Below are 24600 nucleotides of genomic sequence, written 5' to 3' on the forward strand. Positions count from 1 at the left end.
ACGATGCAAGCATTCGAAGCGAACTTCGACGGGCTGGTCGGCCCGACGCACAACTACGCGGGGCTGTCGTTCGGCAATGTCGCGTCGCGCAACAACGAGAAATCGGCTGCCAATCCGAAGGCCGCGGCGAAGCAGGGTCTGCGCAAGATGAAGCAACTGGCCGACCTTGGATTTCACCAGGGCGTGCTGCCGCCGCTTGAACGGCCGTCGCTCAAGTTGCTGCGCAGCCTGGGTTTCACCGGTGACGACGCTGCGGTAGTCGAACGTGCGTCGCGAGAAGCGCCGGAATTGCTCGCCGCTGCGAGTTCCGCTTCGGCAATGTGGACCGCGAACGCGGCGACCGTAAGCCCATCGGCGGATACGAACGATGGCCGTGTGCATTTCACGCCGGCTAACCTGAGCACGAAGTTGCATCGTGCGATCGAGCATGAAGAAACGCGCCGTTCGCTCTCGGCCATTTTCTCCGATGAGGAGCATTTCAGGATTCATCATGCGTTGCCAGGAACGCCCGCATTAGGCGATGAAGGCGCGGCCAATCACACGCGTTTTTGCAGCGAGTACGGCGAGAAGGGCGTGGAATTTTTCGTGTACGGACGCAGTGAATACGCTCAGGGCGCGGCTGAACCAAAGCGATTCCCCGCACGCCAAACGCTGGAAGCAAGCCGTGCCGTCGCGCGCCTTCATGGTCTTTCCGACGACGCTACCGTGTTCGCGCAGCAACTTCCTGACGTGATCGATGCCGGTGTGTTTCATAACGACGTGATCGCAGTCGGCAACCGCAATACGTTGTTTTGCCACCAACGGGCGTTCCTGGATCAGGACAACGTGTACGACCAGCTTCGCGCGAAACTTGATGCCCACGGCGGCGCGTTCACCGCGATCGAAGTGCCGGAAGACGAAGTCAGCGTGGCCGATGCCGTCTCGTCGTATCTGTTCAACAGCCAGTTGCTGACACGTCCGGACGGCCGGCAAGTGCTGGTCGTGCCGCAGGAGTGCCGTGAAAACGCGCGGGTCGCCAAGTACCTTGATTCATTGCATGCACGGTCCACGTCTATTGACGACGTCCTCGTCTTCGATCTGCGCGAAAGCATGAAGAACGGCGGCGGTCCCGCCTGCCTGCGCCTGCGCGTGGTGCTCAATGAGGCGGAGCGCGTCGCAGTGAACCCCGGCGTGTGGATGAACGACACGTTGTTCGCGCAACTCGATGCCTGGATCGACACGCATTATCGCGACCGCATTGCGCCCGCCGATCTCGCCGATCTGAAACTCCTCGATGAATCACGCGCGGCGCTTGATGCGCTGACCGGCATTCTCAAGTTGGGTGCTATCTATGACTTCCAGCGTTGAGCCGGCCATGTTCGCGAACTTTCTCGACTTTGTGCTCGATGGAAAAAAGCCCGCGCTGACTGAAGGCACGTTGCCAAGCGGCGTGAAGTGGACGTGGCTCGGCGAGGGCATTGTTCGATTTGAACCCGAGGGCGCGGTGCGGCAGAGCGTGGTGGCATCGGCGGGGATTCACGGGGATGAAACCGCGCCGATCGAAATCCTGTCGATGCTTGTCGCGGATATCGCGAGCGGCAAGGCGGTGTTGCAGAGCCGCGTGCTGGTCATCTTCGGCAACATCGACGCGATGCGTGCGTCTTGCCGGTATCGCGACGACGATCTCAACCGGCTGTTCAACGGCCGCTATCTTCAACTCGCAGCAAGTCATGAAGCGCCGCGTGCAGCGGAACTGGAGAATGTGACGCGTGCGTTTTTTGCCGAAGCTGACGGCGACGCTACACACGCGAAGTGGCACATTGACATGCACACGGCTATCCGCCCCTCGGTGTTCGAGCAGTTTGCGTTGCTGCCGTACACGGGCGAGCCGCTGTCACGCCTGATGTTCGACTGGTTGCAGGACGCGGGGTTGTCGGCTGTATTGCTGCATAAAGAGAAGTCGAACACGTTCACGCATTTCACGGCGGAGCAATCGGGCGCGCTCGCCTGCACGCTGGAGCTCGGCAAGGTGCGGGCGTTCGGGCATAACGATCTGTCGCGCTTCGCCGCATCGGACGCTGCATTGCGGCGGTTGATCGCGGGGCTTGGACCTGTCGAACCGTCCAGCCAGACGTTGAAGGTGTTCACGGTCGTCGGACAAATCAATAAACAGAGCGAGGCGTTCAAGCTCCACGTAGCCGGCGATGTCGCCAACTTCACGCCATTCGCGCGTGGCACGGTGCTCGCCGAGGATGACGGTTACACGTATGAAGTGCTGCGCGACGAGGAGCGCATCGTATTTCCGAATCCGACGGTGAAGCCGGGTTTGAGGGCGGGGCTCATGGTCATCGATACGACTCAGGAAACGTTCGACTCGCTATGAACGGTTCGTCTTGCCGGTGGGCTCGACAACCACCGTGCACGTCGTCCCCGCAGCCAGCACGACATCTTCTGGAACCTCGTCGATATGAATCCGCACCGGCACGCGCTGCGCGAGCCGTACCCAGTTGAACGTGGGGTTCACATCGGCGAGCAGTTCGCGGCTTTGCGGATTATCGCGGTCATAGATGCCGCGCGAAATACTCTGCACGTGGCCCTTCAACATGCCGCCGCTCATCAGCCGCATCTCGGCTTTATCGCCGATACGCACACGCGGCAGTTTCGTTTCCTCGAAATATCCATAGACCCAGAACGAATGGCTGTCGACGATAGCGAGCTTCGCTGCGCCCGTTGTCGCATAGTCACCGCGATGCACGTTCAGGTTTGTCACGTAGCCGTCCACCGGCGCGAACACCTTGGTGCGTGCCAGATTGAGCTCGGCGGCGTCGAGCGCTGCCTGCGCTTGCTGCAAGTTCGCAGCCGCGCCGGATGCAGCCTGGCTTGCATTGTCACGCGACTCCTTCGACACCACTTCGTTGTCCATATCCGCCCGGCGCGCGGCGTCGTCGCGACGCATGCGTAGATCTGCGTTGCGTGCTGCGACGGTGGCCTGTGCCTGTTCCACCGCGATCTTGTAATGCGACGGATCGATCTCCATCAGCAGATCGCCCTTGTGCACGAACTGGTTATCGGCGACCGGCATGGTCACAACGGCGCCCGAGACATCCGGCGCGACGTTGATGACGTCGGCGCGCACGCGACCGTCGCGGGTCCACGGCTGGTCCATGTAATGCACCCACAGCGCGCGCCCGATCAAGATGGCCGCGCAGAAAATGAGCGCGGTCATGAAGATGCCGAAAATTTTCCTGATGATCATGATGCGGTTCTAGTCCTTCAATATTTCAGCGATACACCGCGAGCCCGAGCAGGCCGCAGGCAGACACGAGCAGACATGCGCGAAAGAGCGACGGATGCCACACCACGCGATACAAACCGGTGAGCGCGAGCAGCCGGTCGATGAACCAAGTCAACAAGCCGCCCGCGATAAACAGCAGCAGGATCGTTGGTACGTAGGCATCGAGAATGGCGATATCACGCGGCATGGGGCGCTCCTTCGTGCGAGCGTGCGGGCTGGTTGAGATGGCCTATCGGCGATTGTGGATCGAGCAAGGCCGTACGAATGAAATGCAGGTGACTCGACATGCGTTGCAACCGATGGCGTTCCTCGCGAGGCTCATGCACGGTATCGAGCTGCGCACGCAGATCGTCGATGGCCAGCGTGGTCGCCGACAACGCGGCATCGAAGTATCGAGGGGTGGGGTGATCGAAGAGGCGGGCTACCTGATGCAGCGCCTGCTTGATTAATGCGCTGGATGCCAGCGCGGTCGTGTCCGAGCGAGTGCCCGAGAGGCTCAACTCGGTACGCAGATCAATCACCGCGTGGCCCACTTCAAGCACCGCGAACAACCAGCGCAACGCCTCGCGCTGCAAATCCTCTCGACCCGCCGCGAGCGCATCGATCTGCGAAAGCAGATCGCGCGCGCCGCTTTCAAAACGCATCGCGAGCCGGGTCAAGTTGCCCTTGCTCGTCATCACGACTTGCCGCCGCAGTTCACGCATCAGCAGACGGCGCAGCCACGGTGCGTCCGTGGGCAGCAGCACGGCAAAGGCCATCGAACAAACGAGCATGGAAACGACCAGCGCGATAGCGTCGTTGATGAAGGCTGACGGATCGTACTGAGTGACGTTGTCGGGCCCGGCGAGGAAGCAGAAGAAGATGCAGTAACCGGCGCCAATGCCCATCATGCCGGGCCGCGTGCTGATGAAAACGCCGAGCATCAGGAACGGCAGGAGCACAGCCGACAGCAGCAAGAATCCGTCAATATGGGGATACAGCGCAAACACTACGATCATTCCGGCGACGGCTGCGAGCGCGGTTCCCCCTGCCATCTGGAAAGCCATTTGCGTCGGTCGCGGCGACGATGAGGCCAGTGCAATCACCGCTGCCGCGTCGAGCACGGCGGTGCCACCGCTCGGCCACGCCGACAGCATCCAGAAGCCGCTCAGGATCAGGATCACGATGAACGCCCGCAGTCCGGAAACGCCCGCCGCGAGCAGGCTGGTCTTGGGTACATAACGCGTGATGCGGTGCTCGCGTTCGTGCGTGGGCACCGCGAGGGAGGCGTAGGTCAGCGTGTAGGCATGCAGGTCATCGACGAATCGATACAGCAGTTCGGCGGCGGTATCGAATTCCAGTAGGTCGATTGCCGGATCGAGCGCGAGCCGCGTTGCCCGGATGCGCTTGGGCAGCGCCGCCTTGAACGTGTCGAGTTGCGCGGCGGCGTGGACGGCATCGGCGGCTTTCTCCACCGGCGCGCCCGCTGCGCTCAGCAAAGGCGCGACTTCGCGGAAATAGGGTTCCAAAGCATCGACCGTCGGCGCTGCGCCGTTGACCCGAAGCCGGTTCATCAACTGATGCAGCGCGTGAAAGCGCGTGGATACGCTCATGAATTCGCCGTTCAGCCGCGCGACCCGGCCGCTGCGCATGCGCGTGTCGGGATCTTCGAACACGGCCACGCTGCGCGCAGCCTCGAGCCCGACTACGTCCGCGACGAACGCTGCGTTGATACGCTCGATCTGCGCGCGTTCGATACCCCCGCCCAACGCCTTCGACACATAGTCCACGAACGCGGTGAAACGCTTTCGCACGGTAGCCCGGACTTGCTCGCCGGCATTCCGTGGGAAGACGAGCGCACTGACTGCGCCAGAACACAGGATCCCTAACGATACTTCGGCAACTCGGGTCATCGCTGTGAGGAAGGCAGCATCCGCATGCTGCGCGGCGGGTATGCCAATGAGCGCGGCGGTATAACCCGACAACACAAATCCGTATGAACGGAAGTTGCGGTTACGCGCCGCGCCCGCTGTGCAGATGCCGACCCAGAGCGCTGTCGCCGACAGAAACAGGACAGGTTGCTGCGAGAACAAGCTGATCAGCGCGAGCATCACGACGAGGCCGACGAGCGTCCCGCAGAAACGGTAAAAGCTTTTCGCCAGCACCATGCCGCTTTGCGGCTGCATCACGACAAACACCGTCGTCATGGCGGTGCGAGGTTGCGGCAGATCGAGACGCATCGCGATCCACAGTGCCAGGAACGCTGCTAGCGAGGCCTTGAAGATGTGAACCCACGCGAGACCGTCGGTAGCCGCCCAGTCCGCGAGCAGGGGGTAGAAACGGTTCAGCCTGTTCGGCGTAGAGGAGGGCGTCGACATGCTCACTCGCTCCGCTCGCTGGACGACGCGTTCTTGTGCTCCGCAAACGGCCCGATGTGCTTCGCGGGGTTCATCTGCGTGTCGGCGGGGCTTTCACTGGAACTATCGATGCCGTCGCCCAACGCTGCCGAGAACGTCGCGTACACCGCGAGCCGTTCAGCGCGCACGCGCGCTTCCCCATCCTGCGCGCGCAGCAATTGCGTCTGTGCGACGAGCACGTTCAGGTAATCGGTCAGGCCGCGCTTATACCCCTCGTCCGCCAGCCGATAACTTTTCTGCGCCGCCGCAACCGAGCGGCCTGACGCATCGAGCTGTCGATCGAGCGATTTGATTCGCACGGCCTGATCGGCGATATCGCGCAATGCAGCAACCAGCGTGGCGTTGTAGTGATCCACGGCCTGGTCGTATTGCGCCGATGCCGCCCCCAGTTGCGAGCGCAGCCGGCCGCCTTCGAAAATAGGCAGAGTCACCGCGGGTCCTGCAGTCCAACCGCTGCCATTGCCGGTGAGGAACGTCAGCAGCGCACCGCCCGCGGACATTTGCGTCAGCGACGCCATGAGGTTGATGTTCGGATAGAACTGTGCCTTCGCGACATCAATACCGCGCGCCTGAGCTGCAACCGTCCAGCGCGCCGCCACCACATCCGGACGACGTCCAATCAGCTCAGCGGGCAAGGCCGACGGCAAGCCGAGCGGGGTTGCCAGCGAAAGCACGGGGCGCGTGATCGAATCGCCCGCACCTGGCCCAGCGCCGGCAAGCGCCGCGAGCTGATTACGGGCGAGCGCGATGGCTTCGTCGTAGGTTTCTACCTGACGCTCGTAGTCTGGCAATGACGCTTCCGCCTGCGCGACTTCAAGCTGCGTGCCAATCCCGCCCTGCAGCCGCCGACGCGCACGCGCCGCGATTTTCTGCTGCTGGTCGAGCGTGGATTGAGCGATGTCGCGCAGCGCAAATCCCTGCGATAAACCGATGTATGCGCGCACCACGTTCGCTTCGAGTTCGAGTTGCGCGGCGCGGGCATCGGCGGCGCGAGCGTGGGTGGCATCCAGTGCGCGTTCCGCGGCGTTACCGTCGCGACCCCAGAGGTCGAGGTTGTACGACAGTTGCAGCGCGCCCGTGTTGTCCCACGTGTTGACGTTGTTGAACGGGCCGGGACCGTAATAGCCGTTTTCCGGCCACTGTTGGCGGTTGATCGCCAGCGACCCGTCGACTTGAGGCGCGAGGGCGGCTTGCGCCACGCCTGCCATCGAATGGGCTTCGCGTACGCGCGCGGCGGCCAGCGCCAGGGTCGGATTTCCGGCCTGCGCACGCGCAACCCACGCGTCGAGCTGCGGGTCGTTGTAGGCGCGCCACCATGTCGACGCCGGCCACGCCGCGTCGGCGTTAGCCGCGCGCAGCGTCGCGCCGGCATCGAGCGAAGACGCGTCCTTGAGAGTATCTTCGGGAGCGACGTTTTTAGTGCTCGCGCAGCCTGCGATTGTTAGAATAAATGTAAGAACCATCGTAATGATGGTCTTTCTGATCGTGCGGTCGGGCAAAATTATTTCTCAAAATGGATTGAGACACAGACCAGAATTATATTTTTGCCCTGATTGGCGAGTAACCGGTAAAAATGCAAAGCATTGTTACGCGTTATGAGATAATAATCATTGCTCAGATTGCAACAATAGGGCAACAATGTTAGATCATTTGGACGAGACTGAAGGCTCATGGATACGCTTCAAAACATGCGTGTGTTTTCACGGGTTGTCGAAGCCGGCAGCTTTACGGCCGCGGCTCAGCAACTGAACACGACCACCGCCTACGCTTCGCGCGCGGTCTCGGATCTCGAAGCGCATTTGCGGACTCGCTTGCTCAACCGGACGACGCGCCGGATAGCGCTGACCGAAGCCGGCGAGCGCTACCTGCAGCGGTGCGAGCAAATTCTGGCTTACGTAGATCAAGCCGAAGCGGAAGCGGGCGATGCGCACGCGCGCCCGGCCGGCAAACTCAAGATGCACGCCATGGCGGGTATCGGCCAGCATTACATCGTGCCGATGATTTCGCGCTACCAGAAGCTTCATCCGTCGGTGCAGATCGACCTGACGCTCGCGCAGCGCGTGCCCGACCTGCTGGATGAAGGCTTTGACGTGTCCATTGTGCTTGGCACCGAACTGCCTGATTCAGGACTGGTTTCCCAACGACTGGGAAGTGCGTTCAGCATTGCCTGCGCATCGCCGGGCTATATTCAGGAACACGGCGTGCCACACGTTTTGTCTGATCTGGTGCGGCATACGTGCTTGCAACTCATGACGCCCGCGTTTCCGCCGAACAAATGGACCTTTGATGGTCCAAACGGGCAGGAAACCATCAGTCTCGGACCGGCAACCTTTACGGTGAATGTGGCCGAAGCCATGGCGGTGGCAATTAGCGAAGGCATGGGCGTGGGAATATTGCCCACTTCGTCCGCATTGCCTGCATTGCGTGCAGGGACCTTGGTGCGTGTCTTGCCGCAATACACCATGCAGATGCTCAACGTGTTTGCGCTGTATCCGTCACGTCAGTACCTGGATGCGAAAATACGGACCTGGGTAGAGTATTTGCGCGCAGAGTTGCCCGCCGCACTCGCCGCCGACGAAAAATCGCTGCAAGAATTTGTGGCGTCGTAAGCTTATGAGCAGGAGAATGGGGGTAAGCCGGCTGATGTGCTTTCATCAGGTTTTTCGTTTGCCGCGACGCAACACTTGCTTACGTCTATTTCAGCCTCATCTTGATAGCTTGTGGTTTGTCTTACATGCCTTATAGTTTCACCGATACGCTTTTACCGATTCGACAACATCCGAGGAAGTTATGAATACGCCGCTGATGATCGCCATCTATGCACTGCTGGCTCTGATCGCCGTGCCCGCTACCCGTGAACTGCTCCGTACGGCCCGCGAAAACGCGAAACGCGCGCGTCTGATCCCGATTCGTATTGACGAACGCAAGAACCGCCAATCGCGCGATTCTTCGGATCGCTGAGATAAAAGACCGATCTATCGGTCTTTTTGTTTGCATGTGGCGCAGCGAGGTTTAATCCTGCGCTGGGTAAGCTGTATCCAGCGGCCGAGCTTTCTCGGCCTGGAAAGGGTGTTTTTTGCCCATAACGCTGACGGGCGGGCGGTTCCTCCGTGATCGGTTAGCGTTCTCACCGGCCGCTCGCGTCTCCAGCGGATCTAACCGAAATTCCCTGAAAGCGCGATTCTTAGCGAATCATTGCCGCTGGCTGCTCATATCTCGACCACCTTGTCCCATTTGAACAACGGATTTTCAGGCGCCCCCGTGCGCCGGTCGCGATATCCGCGCGGATTACAAATCACGCGGGTTCCCTCCGCGAAATAATCGAATGCGGTATGCGTGTGGCCATGAATCCACAGCGAAACCGGCGCGCGCACGAGCGAGGGTAGATCGCTCACAAAACCTGCCGATGCCCGATCCGTCGCGAACTTTTCTGCAAGGCTTGGTTTGAGGGGAGCGTGATGCGTGACGACAATCGTCTTGCCATCGAAGGGCTTTGCCAGCTCATCCTCCAGCCATGCCCGCGCTTGCTCGTGGAGGGCAAGCGAGTCGCTGGGACTAAACGAGCGTGGCTCGTCTTCGGGCTCGGGCCATGCGACCTGGATCACGCCCCGGAAGTCGAGCATCACCCGCTCGGCCGCGGCGATGGACTCGCGCAACGCCTCATCGCTCGCACCGAACAGCCTGAAATCTGTCCACAACGTAGTGCCGAGTACGCGCCATTTGCCGTATCGGTCGGTGAGGGCGGTGTTGTTCAGGAAATGCACGTTGGGCAGGCTGCGCGCGGCGTCCTGCATCGCGCTTTCAAGTGCGCCGAATTCGCCGTCGTAATACTCGTGGTTGCCCGGCACATAAACAACGGGTACTTGCGAACCGAAGTTTTCCGCCGCCCAGCGCAGGCCTTCCGCGTGATTGTGGATGTCACCGGCCAGCACGACGAGATCAGCCTCCGCGTACGGAATGGCGAGCGGTTCGTCGTGCTCGAGATGCAGGTCGGACAGAACACGAATCTTCACAGCGCTTATCTCCTCAATACTGTTTTTACTTGCACTCACGAAGGCAGGTGCGACGCACCTGACGCATTCGGCGTAAGCACCGCACCCGGCGCACGCACGTCCGGCAACACCTTGGCCGGATTCATCAGGTTCTCAGGGTCAAGCGCTGTCTTGAGCGCGCGCATGAGGCGCAATTCCACCGGCGACTTGTAGTGCATGGCTTCGGCTACCTTCAATTGCCCCAACCCGTGCTCTGCACTGATACTGCCGCGATGCGCATGCACGCTTTCATACACCAGCGCATTGACCGGCGCCTGGAATTCGGCGAGAAAGCTTTCGGGATCGACCCCTTCCGGCGCCTGCACGTTGTAGTGCAGATTACCGTCGCCGAGGTGGCCGAATGTCACCATGCGCACACCCGGAATGGCTTGGGCGATGAGCGCATCGGTTGCCTGAATAAAATGCCCGATGCGGGAAATAGGCACCGCGATATCGTGCTTGATGTTGAGCCCTTCCGCTGCTTGCGCAAGCGGAATATGTTCGCGCAAGTTCCAGAACGCCCGCGACTGCGACAAATTCTCCGCTACGACTGCGTCCTCGACCAGGCCTTGCTCCATCGCATGTTCCATCAGCCGTTCGAACAGCGCGCGGCCGTGCTCCTCGCTCTCGCTATCTGACAACTCAAGTAGCACGGTCTGGCCGTGTTTCTTATTGAACGGATAACGCATCTGCGGGAAATGCGTGGTGACGAGATGAAGCGAAAAATCCGACATCAGTTCGAAGCCGGTCAGCAACGGGCCTGCATAACGCTGCGCGGTAGCAAGGAAAGCGAGCGCGGCCTGCGGTGAAGCCAGCGCCGCGAGTGCCGTTACGCGAGCGACCGGCGCCGGATGCAGTTTCATGACCGCGGCGGTGATGATGCCGAGCGTCCCTTCCGCGCCGATATACAAGTCGCGCAGATCGTAACCGGTGTTGTCCTTGCGTAGCCCGCGCAAACCGTCCCAAATTTCACCTTGCGGCGTCACCACTTCCAACCCAAGGCACAACTCACGCGTGTTGCCATAGCGCAGAACGGCCGTGCCGCCGGCATTCGTTGAAAGATTGCCACCGATCGTGCAACTGCCCTCGGCGGCCAGGCTCAGCGCAAAGAGTCGCTGCTCCTGCTCGGCGCGCGACTGGATATCGGCGAGGATCACGCCGGCTTCCACCGTAATGGTGTTGTTGAGCGGATCGACATCGCGAATCCGCTTCAGTCTGCGCAAGCTGATGACCACTTGTGTGCCGCTGGCGTCTGGCGTTGCCCCACCGGAATGACCAGTGTTGCCGCCTTGCGGCACGATAGGAACCCGAAATTCCCGCGCAAGCTGCACAACTTTAGCGACCTGTTCGGTGGTGCCGGGAAGCACCACGGCGCGCGTCTGACCATGATAACGCTTGCGCCAGTCAGTGAGAAACGGCGCGGTGTCGTGGGCGTCGGTCAGCACATGGGCGCCGCCGATCGCTTCGATGCAGGCTTGAACAAAGTAATTTGAACGGTCGGATGCGGTCATGAGGTTCGGTAGCAGTGGCGTGGACGACAGGTGACACAGTATCGCGTAACGTCGGGCCGGGCGAATCCTGGCCTGATGGCATAGGTCTCGTTCACGCTGACTGTTCCGTGCTACAAATGATTTCCGTCGAGCGTTGAGTCTTGCGTTGAGGCTGTCGCAGCCGTCGCGGCCTTTGCTCGCTTCGCGGCACGTGCAGCGCGTTTGAACGGCGCGACAAAGCCAAGCGCGCAGACGAAGAAAACCAGAGCGAGCAGCGCTTCGAGCCAGCCAAGGCGTGCTGACAATCCACCGTCCGTCATACCGCGCACAATGCCTTCAGCGAGGTATAGCAGCACGAGCATCGACGCCCATTGCAGCGTGTACACGTTACGCCGGAACGTGCCGCGCAGCGCGAACAGCAGCGGGACAGCCTTGAGCGCTAGAGCGGAGCCGCCCGGGCGCAGCGGCGCGAGCCAAAGCTCCCACGCGATCGACAACGCAATCAGCGCAATCAGGCTGAACAGCGCGCCGCGTGCAAAGCCGGGTTGGGTGCTGTCCGCATCCAGGACGGGCGTAGTGGTCATCAATCAGGCGCCGCGTTGAAGCGTGAGCGCCGTCGTGGCCAGGCGTGCGCCCAAGGCCATGGCCAAGGCTTTCTCGTCCGCGGAGATGCCGCTGTCCGCCGTTTCAGCGCGGGCGAAATGGGATGCGCCATAAGGCGTGCCCCCGGTTTGCGTGGTGGTCAGCTTCGGCTCCGTGTACGGAATGCCCACGATCAGCATGCCGTGGTGAAGCAAGGGCAGCATCATGGAAAGCAGGGTGGTCTCCTGCCCGCCATGCAAGCTGCCGGTTGAGGTGAAGACGCTGGCGGGTTTGCCGGCGAGCGCGCCGGACAACCATTGCGGCGATGTGCCGTCGAGGAAATATTTCAGCGGGGCGGCCATATTGCCGAACCGCGTGGGCGACCCGAGCGCGACTCCGGCGCATTCTTCTAGGTCGCGCACTTCGGCGTAGGGAGGGCCGTCGGCGGGAATATCCGGCTGCGTGGCTTCGCAAACGGTGGAGACAGGGGGCACGGTGCGCACGCGCGCCTGCATGCCGGGCACGCTGTCGACGCCTTGAGCGATCGCCTGGGCGAGTTCGCGGGTAGCGCCGTTGCGGCTGTAATAGAGCACGAGAATGTCGTTCATGAGCCTTTTCGGTGAACGGGTATTATAAGGATCAGGTGCGTGGGCATGGCGTTTTGGCATGGTTTCGCCTGCCATTCAAGCCGCGTTGCGGATCTGTTGTAGTGTTTCAAGGAGAGAGATTCTTGCTGAAGTTTCCCATCGATCTCGACACAACGAAGCGGCTTGCCGCATTCGTCGCCCGTCGTACGGGTGAGGATCGCGTGCCGCAGGTAGCCGGCAGCCTGACATTTACCACCGTGTTGTCGCTCGTGCCGCTTGCGACGGTCGCGTTCGCGCTCTTTACCGCGTTTCCCATCTTCGCTTCGTTCCAGATGTCGCTGCAGGATTTTCTTGCCGCGCACCTGATGCCGTCGCAGATCAACAGCCAGATCTTCAAGTATCTGAACCAGTTTGCGTCGAAGGCAAAGGGGCTTACTACGGTCGGCATGATCATCTTGTTCGTCACGTCGGTGATGACCATGATGACCGTCGAGTCCGCGTTCAACGTGATCTGGCGCGTGCGTAAATCGCGGCCATTCGCTCAACGCGTCCTGGTGTACTGGGCCATCATCACGCTCGGGCCTATCCTGTTCGGCGTGAGTCTGTCCATGTCGTCCTACCTGTTCGCGCAATCCATTGCATTCGCCGGCTCTCATAATCTCCTGCCGCCGGTGGTCGAGTGGGCGCTTGCCAGCGCGACGTTGCCGTTCACGATGCTGGCGTTCTCCATGCTCTACGTGTTCCTGCCGAATTGCAAAGTGGAGTGGCGCGACGCGCTGGTTGGTGGGCTTGTCGCGGCGATCGCGTTCGAACTGACGAAGCGCGGTTTTGGCTATTACGTGCGCCGTATTCCAACTTATACCGCCGTGTATGGCGCGTTCGCGGCGTTGCCCGTGTTCCTGCTATGGGTCTATTTGTGCTGGATGATCACGCTGATCGGCGCGATGCTCACGTCGGCGTTGCCGGCTATTCGGATCGGCCAGTTTCATCGAAATGATTTTCCGGGGAGCGATCTGCTCGATGCCCTCGAATTGCTTGCTCGCCTTGCGGAGGCGCGTGAAGCCGGCTTGCCGGGTTACACGGGGTTGGAGCTTGCACGGATGCTGCGATGTGACATGGATACCTCCATGCGCCTGGTTCGAAAGCTTGACTCCCTGGAATGGATCGCGCGGCTGGAGAACCTTCGTGTGCCGCGCTATGTGCTGATTGCCAATCCGCAACAGATCACGGTGGCGCGCCTCTTCGACCTGTTCGTGATCGAGCGTGAAGAGCTGGACTATCAGTTGCGCCTCGATTCGTCGCACATTGACCGTGCTGTATTGATGAACGCGCTGAGCAACGAGAAGCTTGACGTCACGTTGGCTACGTTGCTGGCTGCGCGCGCCGCGTCTCGTCAGGAAGACACTCGCGCGGCGCAAGGGGTCGCGTCCATGCCGCATCAAACTGCCTGAAGCGACCTCCTAAGGCGCCTCACGCGCCGAAGTGGGCTAAAGCGAAATCCTGCCGATGCAGATGTCCTTGAACATGACCCAGTCGCCCATCAGGCTGTAGAGCGGATGGCGAAAGGTCGCCGGACGGTTTTTCTCGAAGAAAAAATGGCCGACCCAGGCGAAGCCGTAGCCACAAATCACGGCTGCCGGAAGCCAGAGCCAGTCGCCTGTGGCGATGGCCATTGCAAGGCAGCCAATCACGCCTAGCGACCCGATGAAGTGCAGCCGACGCGAAACCACGTTGCGGTGCTCTTCGAGGTAATACGGATAGAACTCGGCGAAACTCGCGAAGTGATCGGAATGCGCGGTTTGGGCCATGACAGTCTCCTTCGAGCAGGTTGCAGCATCGGCTCAGCAAGATTCATTCTCCAGCGATTGGACCCTCTGCGCAACTGCGTTTTCTGGTCTGGAAACAAGTTGGACACCCCCTCCCATCCGGCTAATAGCGGAGCGGGGAGAGGGCGGGTAAGCTTGCTTCATTGGCTGCGTTCATGAGCCGGGTTCGCGGATTGAGTCTACGAGCGCAGAGCGATCTGTCACCTAAACCGGTCGCGTCGCGAAGCTGAATAATGCGGTGAGGGTCGCATCGGGTTGTTCACTCATCAGGGCGTGCCCGGCGTCCAGCATGATTGTTTCGACCGGGACCCCCGCTTGTTTCATTGCGTCAATCAGCGCCCGGTTGGCGCGGGGCGGTGTCATGGCATCGTGGCGGCCGGCAATGACCTGTACCGGGCAACGTAACGCCGCTGCCCGTTCAAGGCCCTCGGCATAGGTGTTGCATGCGCTGAAATCGGTATGGAAGAGATGGGGCTCACCGAGTGCGGCTACTCGATCCATCAGGCGCTGGTTGGCGCCATGCAGCCAGAAGCCCGGCGCGGGGCAGGACGGTTTTGCGGCGATCGACGAGTGCGACCACTGGTTGACCATGTCGATGGCGTCGGCTTCCCGATTGAGCGCGGCATCGAGAAGCGTGTCGGACACGGTCATCGGATACGCGGTGGCGAGCAGCGCCAGACGGGTAACGCGCGACGGATAGCGCGCGGCGCAGTCGAGCGTAATCAACGAGCCCATGCTGTGACCGATCAGCATCGCTTCGTTGACGTTGGCAGCGTCCAGTGACGCAACAAGCCAGTCCGCGAGCGCTGCAATGCTTCGCCGCGCCGGCCCCGCGCTGCGGCCGTGACCGGGAAGGTCGACGGCGAGCACGTTCAGGCCGTGATGGGCAAAGTAGCGTGTCTGGAGTGCCCAGACGCTGTGATCGTGCTGTGCGCCGTGCACGAACACGGCCACGGGGCGGTTTGGCTCGAACGCGTGTCCGCCGGTGTAGGCGTAGGCCGGAGCGCCCTCGACTTCGAGCATCATGTGCGGCTCCCGTCGTTGCTCCGCGGGGCAGTGGGCGAAGCCTTCTGTGAAGCCTTGAGACCGCGTTTGAGGTCGTCAATGAGATCGTCGGGATCTTCCAGGCCGATCGACAGCCGGATACGTCCCGGTGCAATGCCCGCTGCAGCGAGGGCAGCGGCATCCATGCGGAAATGCGTGGTCGAAGCGGGGTGGATGACGAGCGAGCGTGCGTCGCCAACGTTCGCAAGATGCGAGAACAGCGTCAACGCTTCAATGAAGCGCCGCGCTGCCGCCACGTCGCCCCGCAGATCAAAGCTGAACACGGCGCCCGCGCCGCGCGGCAGCAGGCGTTTGGCGAGCACGTAGTCGCGATGGCTGTCGAGTTCCGGATAAGCCACGCCTTCAACGGCCGCGTGAGCGAGGAGGAATTCGACCACCTTTCGGGTGTTGGCGACGTGCCGATCCATCCGCAAGGGCAAGGTTTCGATGCCCTGCAAGAGTTGCCACGCAGCTTGCGGATGCAGGCAGGCTCCGAAGTCGCGCAACCCCTCGCGACGGGCGCGCAGCAGGAACGGTGCGACGGTGCTTTCTTCGGCGAAGACCATGCCGTGGAATCCGTCGTAGGGTTCGGTGAATTCGGGGAAGAGATCGGTAGCGGTGAAGTCGAACGTGCCGCCGTCCACCAGCACGCCGCCAATCGTGGTGCCGTGGCCGCCCAGGAATTTGGTCGCCGAGTGGTAGACGAAGTCGGCGCCATGGTCAAACGGACGAAGCAAATAGGGCGTGGTGAAGGTCGAATCCACCAGGAGCGGTACATGGTTCGAATGGGCGATGTCCGCAATGGTCTCGATGTCGAGGACATCGAGACCCGGGTTCCCCAGCGTTTCGCCGAACAGCAGGCGCGTGTTGGGCCGGATAGCCGCGCGCCAGGCGTCGGGATCGTGGGGCGGCACGAAAGTGGTGTCTATGCCGAAGCGCCGCATCGTGTAATGCAGCAGGTTGTGCGAGCCGCCGTACAGCGCGCTCGACGCGACCACATGCGAGCCCGCGCCCATCAGCGTAGCGATCGCCAGATGCAGCGCGGCCTGTCCGCTGGCCGTGCCGATAGCGCCCACGCCGCCTTCCAGCGCGGCTACGCGCTCCTCGAATACAGCGACGGTCGGGTTGGAAATGCGCGAGTAAACGTGTCCGGAGCGCTCCATGTTGAAGAGCGACGCAGCGTGGTCGGTGTCGCGGAACGAGAAAGACGTAGTCTGGTAAATCGGCGTGGCGCGGGCGCCGGTGGTAGGGTCGGGCGCAGCGCCGGCGTGGAGCACGAGCGTGTCGAAGCGGTTGGCGGGCATCGTGGGCGGGCTACCAGTGGAAAAGAGTCATTTATCGTAACATCGGGTGTGGCCCGACAAACTTGGGGTAGACGCCAGCGTCGGCGTTTGCACCATTCGGCGCCATGCCACGCAAGGGCAGCCTTGGCGATGCATGCGCCGACCCGGTGCAAAAGCCCGCCACGCTTGGCTTTTGCAGACAAAACACGGGGTTCTTGCGCGCTTTCTTTTTAAGTGCCTTTCCGCTAGGATCGACAGATATTCATGCTTTTCGCGAGGAGACAATCATGCGAGTCAGCGACATTTTGAACGTCAAGGGCAATGCGCTCTTCACGGTTACACCGGACACGCCGCTGCACGAAGCCATCAATACAATGGCGTCACACGACATTGGTTCACTCGTGGTGATCGAGTACGGCGATCTCGCCGGCATGCTGACGTTCCGCGAGATTATTCTCACGCTGAGCGAGAACGGCGGCAGCGTGGGTACTTCCACTATCCGCAAGGTCATGGACGATCACCCCATCACGTGTACGCCGGAAACGGACGTGAACGAGGTGCGCCGGATGATGCTGGAGCATCACGTTCGTTACCTGCCGGTCATGGAAAAGAACGTGCTGATGGGCGTTATTTCTTTCTACGACGTGGCCAAGGCCGTGGTAGAAGAGCAGGGTTTCGAGAACAAGATGCTCAAGGCCTATATTCGCGATTGGCCGGAGCAGCAAGAAGAAGCGCGTTGATCGAGGGCGCGCACGGTTAGCGCGATTAGCGCGACTGACACGGGCTGCACGAGTTACGCCACCCGGTCGAAACGCATCCTAACGTCACGCACAAAATGCGCGCCCGAGCGGCGCGCATTTTTTTCGTCCCTTCGGTCCTTTGCGCTCGGTATCGGGCCCGGTCATCACGGATTCGCCTGTAACCGTCAGACTCAACAGATCACCACTCTCTCAGCGACCAATTCCAATAATCCATGAGCGAAACATCTGCATCACCCCGCGCGAAAAAGGCCGGCGCCCAACATGGCGACGGTCAGTTCCGCCTGTTGCGTGAACGTCGTTTCGCGCCGTTCTTCTGGACGCAGTTTCTCGGCGCACTCAACGACAACGTCTTCAAGGTCGGCTTTACGTCGCTGGTCACGTTTCAGGCCGCACGCTTTTCGGGTGTCGATCCGAAAACCGCCGCTTTCCTCATTTCCGCCATCTTCATCATCCCTTTCGTGCTTTTTTCCGCGACATCCGGCCAAGTCGCCGATAAATACGACAAGGCCACGCTCACGCGCTTCGTGAAGACATTCGAAATCGTGGTGATGCTGATCGGCGGCGCGGGTTTCATCTTGCACAGCGCGCCCCTGCTTTACGTCTGCACGTTCCTTATGGGCGTGCATTCGACCGTGTTCGGACCGGTGAAATACGCGTATTTGCCACAACACCTCCAGCCATCAGAACTTGTTGGCGGCAATGGCCTCGTCGAAATGGGGACGTTCGTGGCCATTTTAATCGGGACGATCATCGGCGGCGCGGCGGCGGGGCTGACCGAGCACGGCGCCATAATGCTTGCCGCGTGCTGTGTGACGGTTGCACTGATCGGGCGCGTGGCGTCGAGTTTCGTGCCGAAAACAGCGGCGTTGCAGCCTGATCTCAAGATCAACTGGAACCCGTTCACCGAGACGTGGCGCAATCTCGCGCTCGCGCGCCAGGACCGCACCGTATTCCTGAGCCTGCTTGGGATTTCGTGGCTCTGGTTCGTCGGTGCGACGTTTCTCACGTCGTTTTTCAACTTCGCGAAGGACGTCCTGTCGGCGAATCCGGACGTAGTCACCGTGCTGCTCGGCACGTTTTCGATCGGTATCGGCATCGGTTCGCTGATGTGTGAAAAGCTCTCGAAACGCCGTGTTGAGATCGGACTGGTTCCGCTCGGGTCAATCGGCATCAGCGTTTTTGCCATCGACCTGTTTTTTGCCAGCCACGGCATTGTGCCGGCTGGTCATCTCATGGGCGTCGGCGAATTCCTTCAGATCGGCGTGCACTGGCGCATCCTGGCCGACCTGTTCCTGCTTGCCATGTTCGGCGGCTTCTACAGCGTGCCGCTCTACGCGCTGATCCAGTCGCGCAGCCAGCCGACGCATCGCGCGCGCATCATCGCCGCGAACAATATTCTCAACTCGTTTTTCATGATCGTGTCGGCGTTGATGGCGGTCGGTTTGACGTCGGCGGGCGTTGGCATTCCCGGGTTGTTTCTCATCACGGCGTTGTTGAATATTGTGGTGGCCGCGTATATCTATTCGCTCGTGCCCGAGTTCCTGCTGCGCTTTCTCGCGTGGATTCTCGTGCATACGTTCTACCGGATCAGGCTCGTGAACGCCGAGCGCATTCCCGAGCACGGCGCTGCCGTGCTGGTGTGCAATCACGTGAGTTTCGTCGATGCCATCGTGATCATGTCGGAAAGTCCGCGGCCGATCCGCTTCGTGATGGATCACCGGATTTTCCGCTCGCCGCTGGTCGGCTGGCTGTTCCGTCACGTCAAGGCCATTCCGATTGCACCGGCTCACGAGGACGCAAGACTGCTGGAAAAAGCCTACGACGCCTGCGGCCGTGCGCTCGCCGACGGCGATCTGGTCTGCATCTTCCCGGAAGGCAAGCTCACCCGAACCGGCGATATCAACCCGTTCCGCCATGGCATCAGCGAGATTCTCAAGCGCCATTCGGCAGTGGTTGTACCTATCGCTTTACGCGGCTTGTGGGGCAGCGTTTTCTCCCGTCACGACGACAACCGCTGGCCGCGTCCTATTCATCGCGGGGTGATGAGCCGCTTGACGCTGGCGGTTGGTGAGCCGATTGCCCCAGCCGATGCCACGCCTGAGCACTTGCAAGAGTTGGTCTCAGCGCTGCGAGGCGCTCGTAAATAAGGCGCGAAAGGGGCTTCGCGCAGCCAAGAGTCTTCGTTAAGCGGTGTTTTTGCCGACGAAAGGGCTGCGCACAACCGGTTTCGAGCGTGGGCGCATCATCTGTCGGCTGGCATAATATCGGCTCTTTCGCTTTTTTCAGGACGACGCTCATGTCCGGCAATACACTCGGCACGCTTTTCACCGTCACGAACTTTGGCGAGTCGCACGGTCCCGCGATCGGCTGCGTGATCGACGGCTGCCCGCCGGGCATGGAGTTGTCAGAGGCGGATATCCAGATCGAGCTGGATCGGCGCAAACCGGGTACGTCGCGGCATGTGACGCAGCGTCAGGAAGCCGATCAGGTCGAGATTCTGTCCGGCGTGTTCGAAGGTAAAACGACCGGTACGCCTATCGCGTTGCTGATCCGGAATACGGACCAGCGCAGCAAGGATTACGGCAATATCGTCGAGACCTTTCGTCCCGGGCACGCCGATTACACCTACTGGCAGAAGTACGGAATCCGCGACTATCGCGGGGGCGGACGGTCGTCAGCGCGGTTGACGGCGCCAACTGTCGCGGCCGGTGCTGTAGCGAAGAAATGGCTGCGTGAGCGTATGGGCATCGAAACACGCGGGTTCATGAGCGCGCTCGGCGAGATCCCCATTCCGTTCGTTGCGTGGGAACACGTGCGCGAAAACCCGTTTTTCGCGCCGAATGCGGAAATCGTGCCGCGCCTCGAGGAATACATGGACGCGCTGCGCAAGGACGGTGATTCAATTGGCGCGCGCATCGGCGTGATGGCGACTGGCGTGCCGGCCGGGCTGGGCGAACCGCTTTATGACCGCCTCGACGCCGATATCGCGAAAGCGATGATGGGCATCAATGCGGTGAAAGGCGTTGAAATTGGCGCGGGTTTCGCGAGCGTGGCGCAACGCGGTTCGGTTCACGGCGACGAAATGACGCCCGAGGGGTTCGCGGCGAACAACGCTGGCGGCGTGTTGGGCGGCATTTCGAGCGGGCAGGACATTACTGTATCGATCGCGATCAAACCGACGTCGAGCATTCGCACGCCGCGTGAGTCCATCGATAAAGCCGGTCATTCCGCGACGGTCGAAACCTTCGGTCGCCATGATCCGTGCGTTGGCATCCGGGCGACGCCGATCGCTGAAGCGCTGCTCGCGCTCGTGCTGATCGATCATGCGTTGCGGCATCGCGCGCAGAACGGCGACGTGGTGACGACAACGCCTCATATTGCTGCGCATATCGCCAAATAAAAAATCGCCGGTTCTTAACATAAAGAACCGGCGATTTTTTTTAAAGCTTCAACTCCGAACACTCACATATTCGGATAATTCGGCCCACCGCCGCCTTCCGGCGGTACCCACACAATGTTCTGCGTTGGGTCTTTGATATCGCAAGTCTTGCAGTGCACGCAGTTCTGCGCGTTGATCTGCAGGCGCTCGCTGCCATCATCGTTCTTCACGAACTCGTATACCTGTGCCGGGCAATAGCGTCCTTCCGGTCCCGCATAGGTCCTTAAATTCACATCCACCGGCACCGATGCATCCTTCAGCGTCAAATGTGCCGGCTGGTTTTCCTCGTGATTCGTATTCGATATAAACACCGATGCCATCCGGTCGAACGTCAGCTTGCCATCGGGCTTCGGATACACGATCGGCTTGCATTGCGAAGCGGGTTTAAGCGTTTCGTTATCGGCGTGCTGATGATGCAGCGTCCAGGGCACATTGCCGCCCAGGACCTTCTGCTCAAGCCCGACCATGAACGTGCCGAGGTACAAACCCTTGCTCATCCACTGCTTGAAATTGCGCGCACGATAGAGCTCGGTCTTGAGCCACGAGCTATTAAACGCGTCAGGGTAGGCGCTCAGTTCATCGGCTTGACGACCGGCTTGCACAGCGTCGAACGCGGCTTCAGCGGCCATTTTGCCGGACTTGATCGCGGCGTGACTGCCCTTGATCCGCGATGCATTCAGGAACCCGGCATCGTCACCCGCCAGTGCTCCGCCCGGGAATACGAGCTTCGGCAACGACATCAACCCTCCGGCCGTGATCGCCCGTGCGCCGTACGACACGCGCTTGCCGCCTTCAAGGAATGTGCGGATCGCCGGATGTGTCTTGTAACGCTGGAATTCCTCAAACGGTGACAGGTACGGATTCGAATACCCCAAGCCGACGACAAAGCCCACCATCACCTGGTTATCGTCCATGTGATAGAGGAACGAGCCGCCATACGTATCGGTTTCCAGCGGCCAGCCGGCGGTGTGAATCACGAGGCCCGGCTTGTGTTTGGACGGATCGATCTGCCACAGCTCTTTGATGCCGAGGCCGTAGACTTGCGGATCGGCGTCGCGGCCGAGCTTGAATTTATCCATGAGCTGGCGGCCCAGATTGCCGCGTGCGCCCTCGCAAAACAGCGTGTATTTGGCGTGCAATTCCATGCCGAGCTGGAAGTTGCCGGTCGGCTCGCCGTCCTTGCCCACGCCCATGTTGCCCGTCGCCACGCCGCGTACGGCGCCGGCTTCAGTGTAGAGCACTTCGGCCGCAGGAAAGCCCGGGAATATCTCGACGCCCAGCGCTTCAGCTTGTTGTCCCAGCCAGCGCGTGACGTTCGCGAGACTCACGACATAGTTGCCGTGGTTCTTGAAGTTGTCCGGGAGCAGCCAGTTCGGAACTTGCTTTGCGCTGTCCTTCGACAAAAACAGGAAGCGGTCTTCGGTGACTTCCACATTAAGCGGTGCGCCCTGGGTCTTCCAGTCGGGGAGCAGTTCGCTTAAACCCCGCGGGTCCATCACGGCGCCCGAGAGGATGTGCGCACCAATCTCTGAGCCTTTCTCCAGCACGCAGACGCCGAGTTCCACGCCTTTTTCCTGCGCGAGCTGCTTCAGCCGGATCGCCGCCGATATCCCCGCAGGACCGCCGCCCACGATCACGACGTCGTACTCCATGGATTCACGGGGACCGTACTGCTCGATGAGACTCTCCGGGGTCATCCAATGCTCCTGTCTAACGTTAGAATGCTTTTTTTGGGGATCGCGTATTGTCAGGGAACCCTTCGCGGGGTGCAACCGACGATCCTGAAATTAGCACGACCGTATTATTTTAGGATAGCATATCGGCTGTGTCGATTCGATGCTTATTTGGGGCGAGCCGCGGGGCGAACGACGTCAAGCCGGTCCGCTTTCGGGCACCTCAATCGCTTTCAACCAAGGAAAAACAATGGGCCGTTCGATTAACCTGGAAGGCAAATGCGCGCTGATCACCGGCGCCTCCAGCGGACTTGGCAAGCGCTTTGCGCAAGTGCTGTCGCAGGCGGGCGCACGGGTCGTGCTGGCGAGCCGGCGCACGGAGCGCCTGAAGGAACTGCGCGCCGAGATCGAAGCATCTGGCGGCGCGGCGCACGTTGTGTCGCTCGACGTCACTGACTACCAAAGCATCAAGTCGGCCGTCGCGCACGCGGAGACGGAGGCTGGCACGATCGACATCCTCGTGAACAATTCGGGCGTGTCTACCCAGCAAAAACTGACGGATGTGACGCCGTCGGACTTCGACTTTGTATTCGATACCAACACGCGCGGCGCGTTTTTTGTCGCTCAGGAAGTAGCGAAACGGATGATCATGCGCGGCAACGGCACGGTCAAGCCGGGTTATCGGATCATCAATATCGCGTCCATGGCGGGGCTCAAGACCTTGCCGCAGATCGGCGTTTACTCCATGAGCAAGGCCGCCATTATTCATATGACGAAGGCAATGGCGCAGGAATGGGGCCGTCACGGCATCAATGTGAACGCGATCTGCCCGGGTTATATCGATACCGAACTCAATCACCATCATTGGAAAAGCGAGGCGGGCCAGAAACTGCTCGCCATGCTGCCGCGTCGCCGGGTGGGTACGCCTGAAGACCTGGATGGCTTGCTGCTGCTGCTTGCCGCGGACGAATCGCAGTTCATCAATGGCTCGGTGATCGCGGCCGACGACGGATTTGGTCTATGAGCCAGGTTCTTGAGCAGGCGGCCGTAACACCCGGTTTTCATCGCGTAATCGATCTGTCCATGCCGTTGCGGTGGGGCGACATGGATGCATTCGGCCACGTGAACAACACGGTCTACTTCCGTTTCATGGAGGAAGTGCGGATTTCGTGGTTCCGGCAACTGGCCCTTGCCGGTGCAAATGTTGAAGGGCAGGGACCGGTGATTGTGAATGCGTCGATGGAGTTCCTGAGACAGCTCCACTATCCCGGCGATGTCATCGGCAGCATGTTCGTGGGGCCGCCGGGCCGCAGCAGTTTCGACACACGTTTCGAGCTGTTTCGTGCCGACGATCCCGCGACGCTCTACGCCCGGGGCACAGCGAAATGCGTGTGGATCGACTACGCGGCGGCGAAATCGGTGCAGATTCCTGACCTGTTGCGCCATGCCATTGAAACGGCTGCAGTGGGCATCAAACCGGGCGCCTAGTCTCCCAGCAGCCGCTGTAACAACTCGGTCGCGTTGCCCGTGTCGTATTTGCGCATGAGCTTTGAACGGTAGACGTCCACGGTCCGCGAACTGATATCCAGCGCGCGGCCGATCTGCTTGCTGGTCTTGCCGGTGACGAGCTGCGCGGCAATTTCACGTTCGCGCGGCGTCAGTTCGATAGCAACCCGGCGGGTGGCGCTCAGATCCTCGAAAGTCCAGACACCGGCGGCGTGCGGCGCGCTCAGATCGAGCGAGCGCCCGGTCACATGGCACCAGAACAATTCCCCGTTTGCGCGTTTCATGATGCGGTCGTCGGCGTAACTGCCTTGCCGCTGCATCAATGCGGCGATCCGGGCGCCGATCCGCTCGAACTCCACCGGCGACGGATACAGAACCTGGAACGACTGGCCCAGCAGGGCCTTCGGCGCAACACCGAAAATCGCGCAGAGCTGCTCGTTGCAGTCTTCGATGATCCGTTCCCGTGACAACACCAGTCCGACTGGCGCAAGATGAAACGCTGTTTGGTAATCCAGTTGACGCATTTGGCTCGCACGTGTCGGGTTTAACCCGCGTTTAACTATTTCATCGCCGTGCAGTACGGCAATTACTTATGTATTTTTGCGTATTGTGCCGGATCGATCCGGCGTCGTACTCTTTTGCCACGTCAGAAAGTCGTCTCGCGCTATGCAAGCCGGTCGCGCGGACGGCTTAAATAAACGGATTTCA

The 24600-nt window shown here is 60.7% G+C and carries 23 protein-coding genes; 10 read left to right on the plus strand and 13 right to left on the minus strand.

What is annotated here, in order from left to right:
- Positions 1-3 precede the first annotated feature (3 nt).
- Positions 4-1347, plus strand: a complete 1344-nt coding sequence (gene astB, locus GSQ93_RS03830) for an N-succinylarginine dihydrolase (RefSeq protein WP_158934303.1) — start codon at positions 4-6, stop codon at positions 1345-1347.
- On the plus strand, positions 1331-2362 hold the full coding sequence (astE, locus tag GSQ93_RS03835) for a succinylglutamate desuccinylase (protein ID WP_158934304.1): 1032 nt from the start codon (positions 1331-1333) through the stop codon (positions 2360-2362). The genes astB and astE overlap by 17 nt, the downstream gene beginning before the upstream one ends.
- On the opposite strand, the gene GSQ93_RS03840 is transcribed toward astE, so the two are convergent.
- The 4 genes from GSQ93_RS03840 to GSQ93_RS03855 are packed head-to-tail and all read right to left on the minus strand — an operon-like array spanning position 2357 to position 7133.
- Positions 2357-3235: an HlyD family secretion protein gene (locus GSQ93_RS03840; RefSeq protein ID WP_158934305.1), complete on the minus strand. Its 879-nt coding sequence runs from the start codon at positions 3233-3235 to the stop codon at positions 2357-2359. The two genes, astE and GSQ93_RS03840, sit on opposite strands and share 6 nt — an antisense overlap.
- Before the next feature lie 25 nt (positions 3236-3260).
- Complete coding sequence (locus GSQ93_RS03845; RefSeq protein WP_158934306.1) at positions 3261-3461, minus strand: DUF1656 domain-containing protein; 201 nt, start codon at positions 3459-3461, stop codon at positions 3261-3263.
- Positions 3451-5631, minus strand: coding sequence for an FUSC family protein (locus GSQ93_RS03850; RefSeq protein ID WP_158934307.1), 2181 nt, complete (start codon positions 5629-5631; stop codon positions 3451-3453). The genes GSQ93_RS03845 and GSQ93_RS03850 overlap by 11 nt, the downstream gene beginning before the upstream one ends.
- A 2-nt stretch (positions 5632-5633) precedes the next feature.
- A complete protein-coding gene (locus GSQ93_RS03855) occupies positions 5634-7133 on the minus strand; it encodes an efflux transporter outer membrane subunit (protein WP_158934308.1) in 1500 nt (499 codons plus the stop codon).
- A 207-nt stretch (positions 7134-7340) separates the two neighbouring features.
- Between GSQ93_RS03855 and GSQ93_RS03860 the strand changes: the two genes are divergently transcribed.
- Positions 7341-8279, plus strand: a complete 939-nt coding sequence (locus GSQ93_RS03860; RefSeq protein ID WP_158934309.1) for a LysR family transcriptional regulator — start codon at positions 7341-7343, stop codon at positions 8277-8279.
- Between the two features lie 181 nt (positions 8280-8460).
- Positions 8461-8631 carry a hypothetical protein gene (locus GSQ93_RS03865; RefSeq protein WP_158934310.1) on the plus strand — a complete coding sequence of 57 codons (171 nt, stop codon included), beginning with the start codon at positions 8461-8463 and terminating at the stop codon, positions 8629-8631.
- Between the two features lie 248 nt (positions 8632-8879).
- On the opposite strand, the gene GSQ93_RS03870 is transcribed toward GSQ93_RS03865, so the two are convergent.
- From GSQ93_RS03870 to wrbA, 4 genes are all read right to left on the minus strand, one after another.
- Complete coding sequence (locus tag GSQ93_RS03870) at positions 8880-9683, minus strand: metallophosphoesterase (protein WP_158934311.1); 804 nt, start codon at positions 9681-9683, stop codon at positions 8880-8882.
- Positions 9684-9718: 35 nt separating this feature from the next.
- On the minus strand, positions 9719-11212 hold the full coding sequence (locus GSQ93_RS03875) for an FAD-binding oxidoreductase (RefSeq protein ID WP_158934312.1): 1494 nt from the start codon (positions 11210-11212) through the stop codon (positions 9719-9721).
- A gap of 110 nt (positions 11213-11322) precedes the next feature.
- A complete protein-coding gene (locus GSQ93_RS03880) occupies positions 11323-11775 on the minus strand; it encodes a DUF2069 domain-containing protein (protein ID WP_158934313.1) in 453 nt (150 codons plus the stop codon).
- A gap of 3 nt (positions 11776-11778) precedes the next feature.
- The gene (wrbA, locus tag GSQ93_RS03885) at positions 11779-12381 is read right to left on the minus strand and encodes an NAD(P)H:quinone oxidoreductase (RefSeq protein WP_158934314.1); all 603 of its coding nucleotides are present in this window, start codon (positions 12379-12381) and stop codon (positions 11779-11781) included.
- A gap of 122 nt (positions 12382-12503) precedes the next feature.
- Between wrbA and GSQ93_RS03890 the strand changes: the two genes are divergently transcribed.
- Positions 12504-13811, plus strand: a complete 1308-nt coding sequence (locus GSQ93_RS03890) for a YihY family inner membrane protein (RefSeq protein ID WP_158934315.1) — start codon at positions 12504-12506, stop codon at positions 13809-13811.
- Between the two features lie 36 nt (positions 13812-13847).
- On the opposite strand, the gene GSQ93_RS03895 is transcribed toward GSQ93_RS03890, so the two are convergent.
- From GSQ93_RS03895 to GSQ93_RS03905, 3 genes are all read right to left on the minus strand, one after another.
- Positions 13848-14168, minus strand: coding sequence for an Mpo1-like protein (locus GSQ93_RS03895; RefSeq protein WP_060819075.1), 321 nt, complete (start codon positions 14166-14168; stop codon positions 13848-13850).
- Positions 14169-14390: 222 nt separating this feature from the next.
- Positions 14391-15212 carry an alpha/beta fold hydrolase gene (locus GSQ93_RS03900; protein WP_158934316.1) on the minus strand — a complete coding sequence of 274 codons (822 nt, stop codon included), beginning with the start codon at positions 15210-15212 and terminating at the stop codon, positions 14391-14393.
- Positions 15209-16534, minus strand: coding sequence for an O-acetylhomoserine aminocarboxypropyltransferase (locus GSQ93_RS03905; RefSeq protein WP_158934317.1), 1326 nt, complete (start codon positions 16532-16534; stop codon positions 15209-15211). The genes GSQ93_RS03900 and GSQ93_RS03905 overlap by 4 nt, the downstream gene beginning before the upstream one ends.
- Positions 16535-16800: 266 nt before the next feature.
- On the opposite strand from GSQ93_RS03905, the gene GSQ93_RS03910 reads away from it, so the two are divergent.
- The 3 genes from GSQ93_RS03910 to aroC all read left to right on the plus strand — a co-directional run bounded on the left by GSQ93_RS03910 (position 16801) and on the right by aroC (position 20674).
- Positions 16801-17253 (plus strand): CBS domain-containing protein, encoded by a 453-nt coding sequence (locus GSQ93_RS03910; RefSeq protein ID WP_031359018.1) that lies wholly within the window; start codon positions 16801-16803, stop codon positions 17251-17253.
- Positions 17254-17486: 233 nt separating this feature from the next.
- Positions 17487-19421: an MFS transporter gene (locus GSQ93_RS03915; RefSeq protein WP_158934318.1), complete on the plus strand. Its 1935-nt coding sequence runs from the start codon at positions 17487-17489 to the stop codon at positions 19419-19421.
- 149 nt (positions 19422-19570) lie between these two features.
- On the plus strand, positions 19571-20674 hold the full coding sequence (aroC, locus tag GSQ93_RS03920) for a chorismate synthase (protein ID WP_158934319.1): 1104 nt from the start codon (positions 19571-19573) through the stop codon (positions 20672-20674).
- 62 nt (positions 20675-20736) lie between these two features.
- Here the strand turns inward: aroC and GSQ93_RS03925 are convergent, their stop codons facing one another.
- Positions 20737-22410: an electron transfer flavoprotein-ubiquinone oxidoreductase gene (locus GSQ93_RS03925; RefSeq protein WP_158934320.1), complete on the minus strand. Its 1674-nt coding sequence runs from the start codon at positions 22408-22410 to the stop codon at positions 20737-20739.
- A 226-nt stretch (positions 22411-22636) separates the two neighbouring features.
- Here GSQ93_RS03925 and GSQ93_RS03930 point away from each other — a divergent pair, with 226 nt between their 5' ends.
- Positions 22637-23410: an SDR family oxidoreductase gene (locus GSQ93_RS03930; RefSeq protein ID WP_158934321.1), complete on the plus strand. Its 774-nt coding sequence runs from the start codon at positions 22637-22639 to the stop codon at positions 23408-23410.
- On the plus strand, positions 23407-23874 hold the full coding sequence (locus GSQ93_RS03935; RefSeq protein WP_158934322.1) for a thioesterase family protein: 468 nt from the start codon (positions 23407-23409) through the stop codon (positions 23872-23874). Before GSQ93_RS03930 ends, GSQ93_RS03935 begins: the two co-directional genes overlap by 4 nt.
- Here the strand turns inward: GSQ93_RS03935 and GSQ93_RS03940 are convergent.
- Positions 23871-24416, minus strand: coding sequence for a LuxR C-terminal-related transcriptional regulator (locus GSQ93_RS03940; RefSeq protein ID WP_158934323.1), 546 nt, complete (start codon positions 24414-24416; stop codon positions 23871-23873). The two genes, GSQ93_RS03935 and GSQ93_RS03940, sit on opposite strands and share 4 nt — an antisense overlap.
- Between the last annotated feature and the right edge of the window lie 184 nt (positions 24417-24600).

The organism is Burkholderia sp. S171, assembly GCF_009766085.1.
Taxonomy (GTDB): domain Bacteria; phylum Pseudomonadota; class Gammaproteobacteria; order Burkholderiales; family Burkholderiaceae; genus Caballeronia.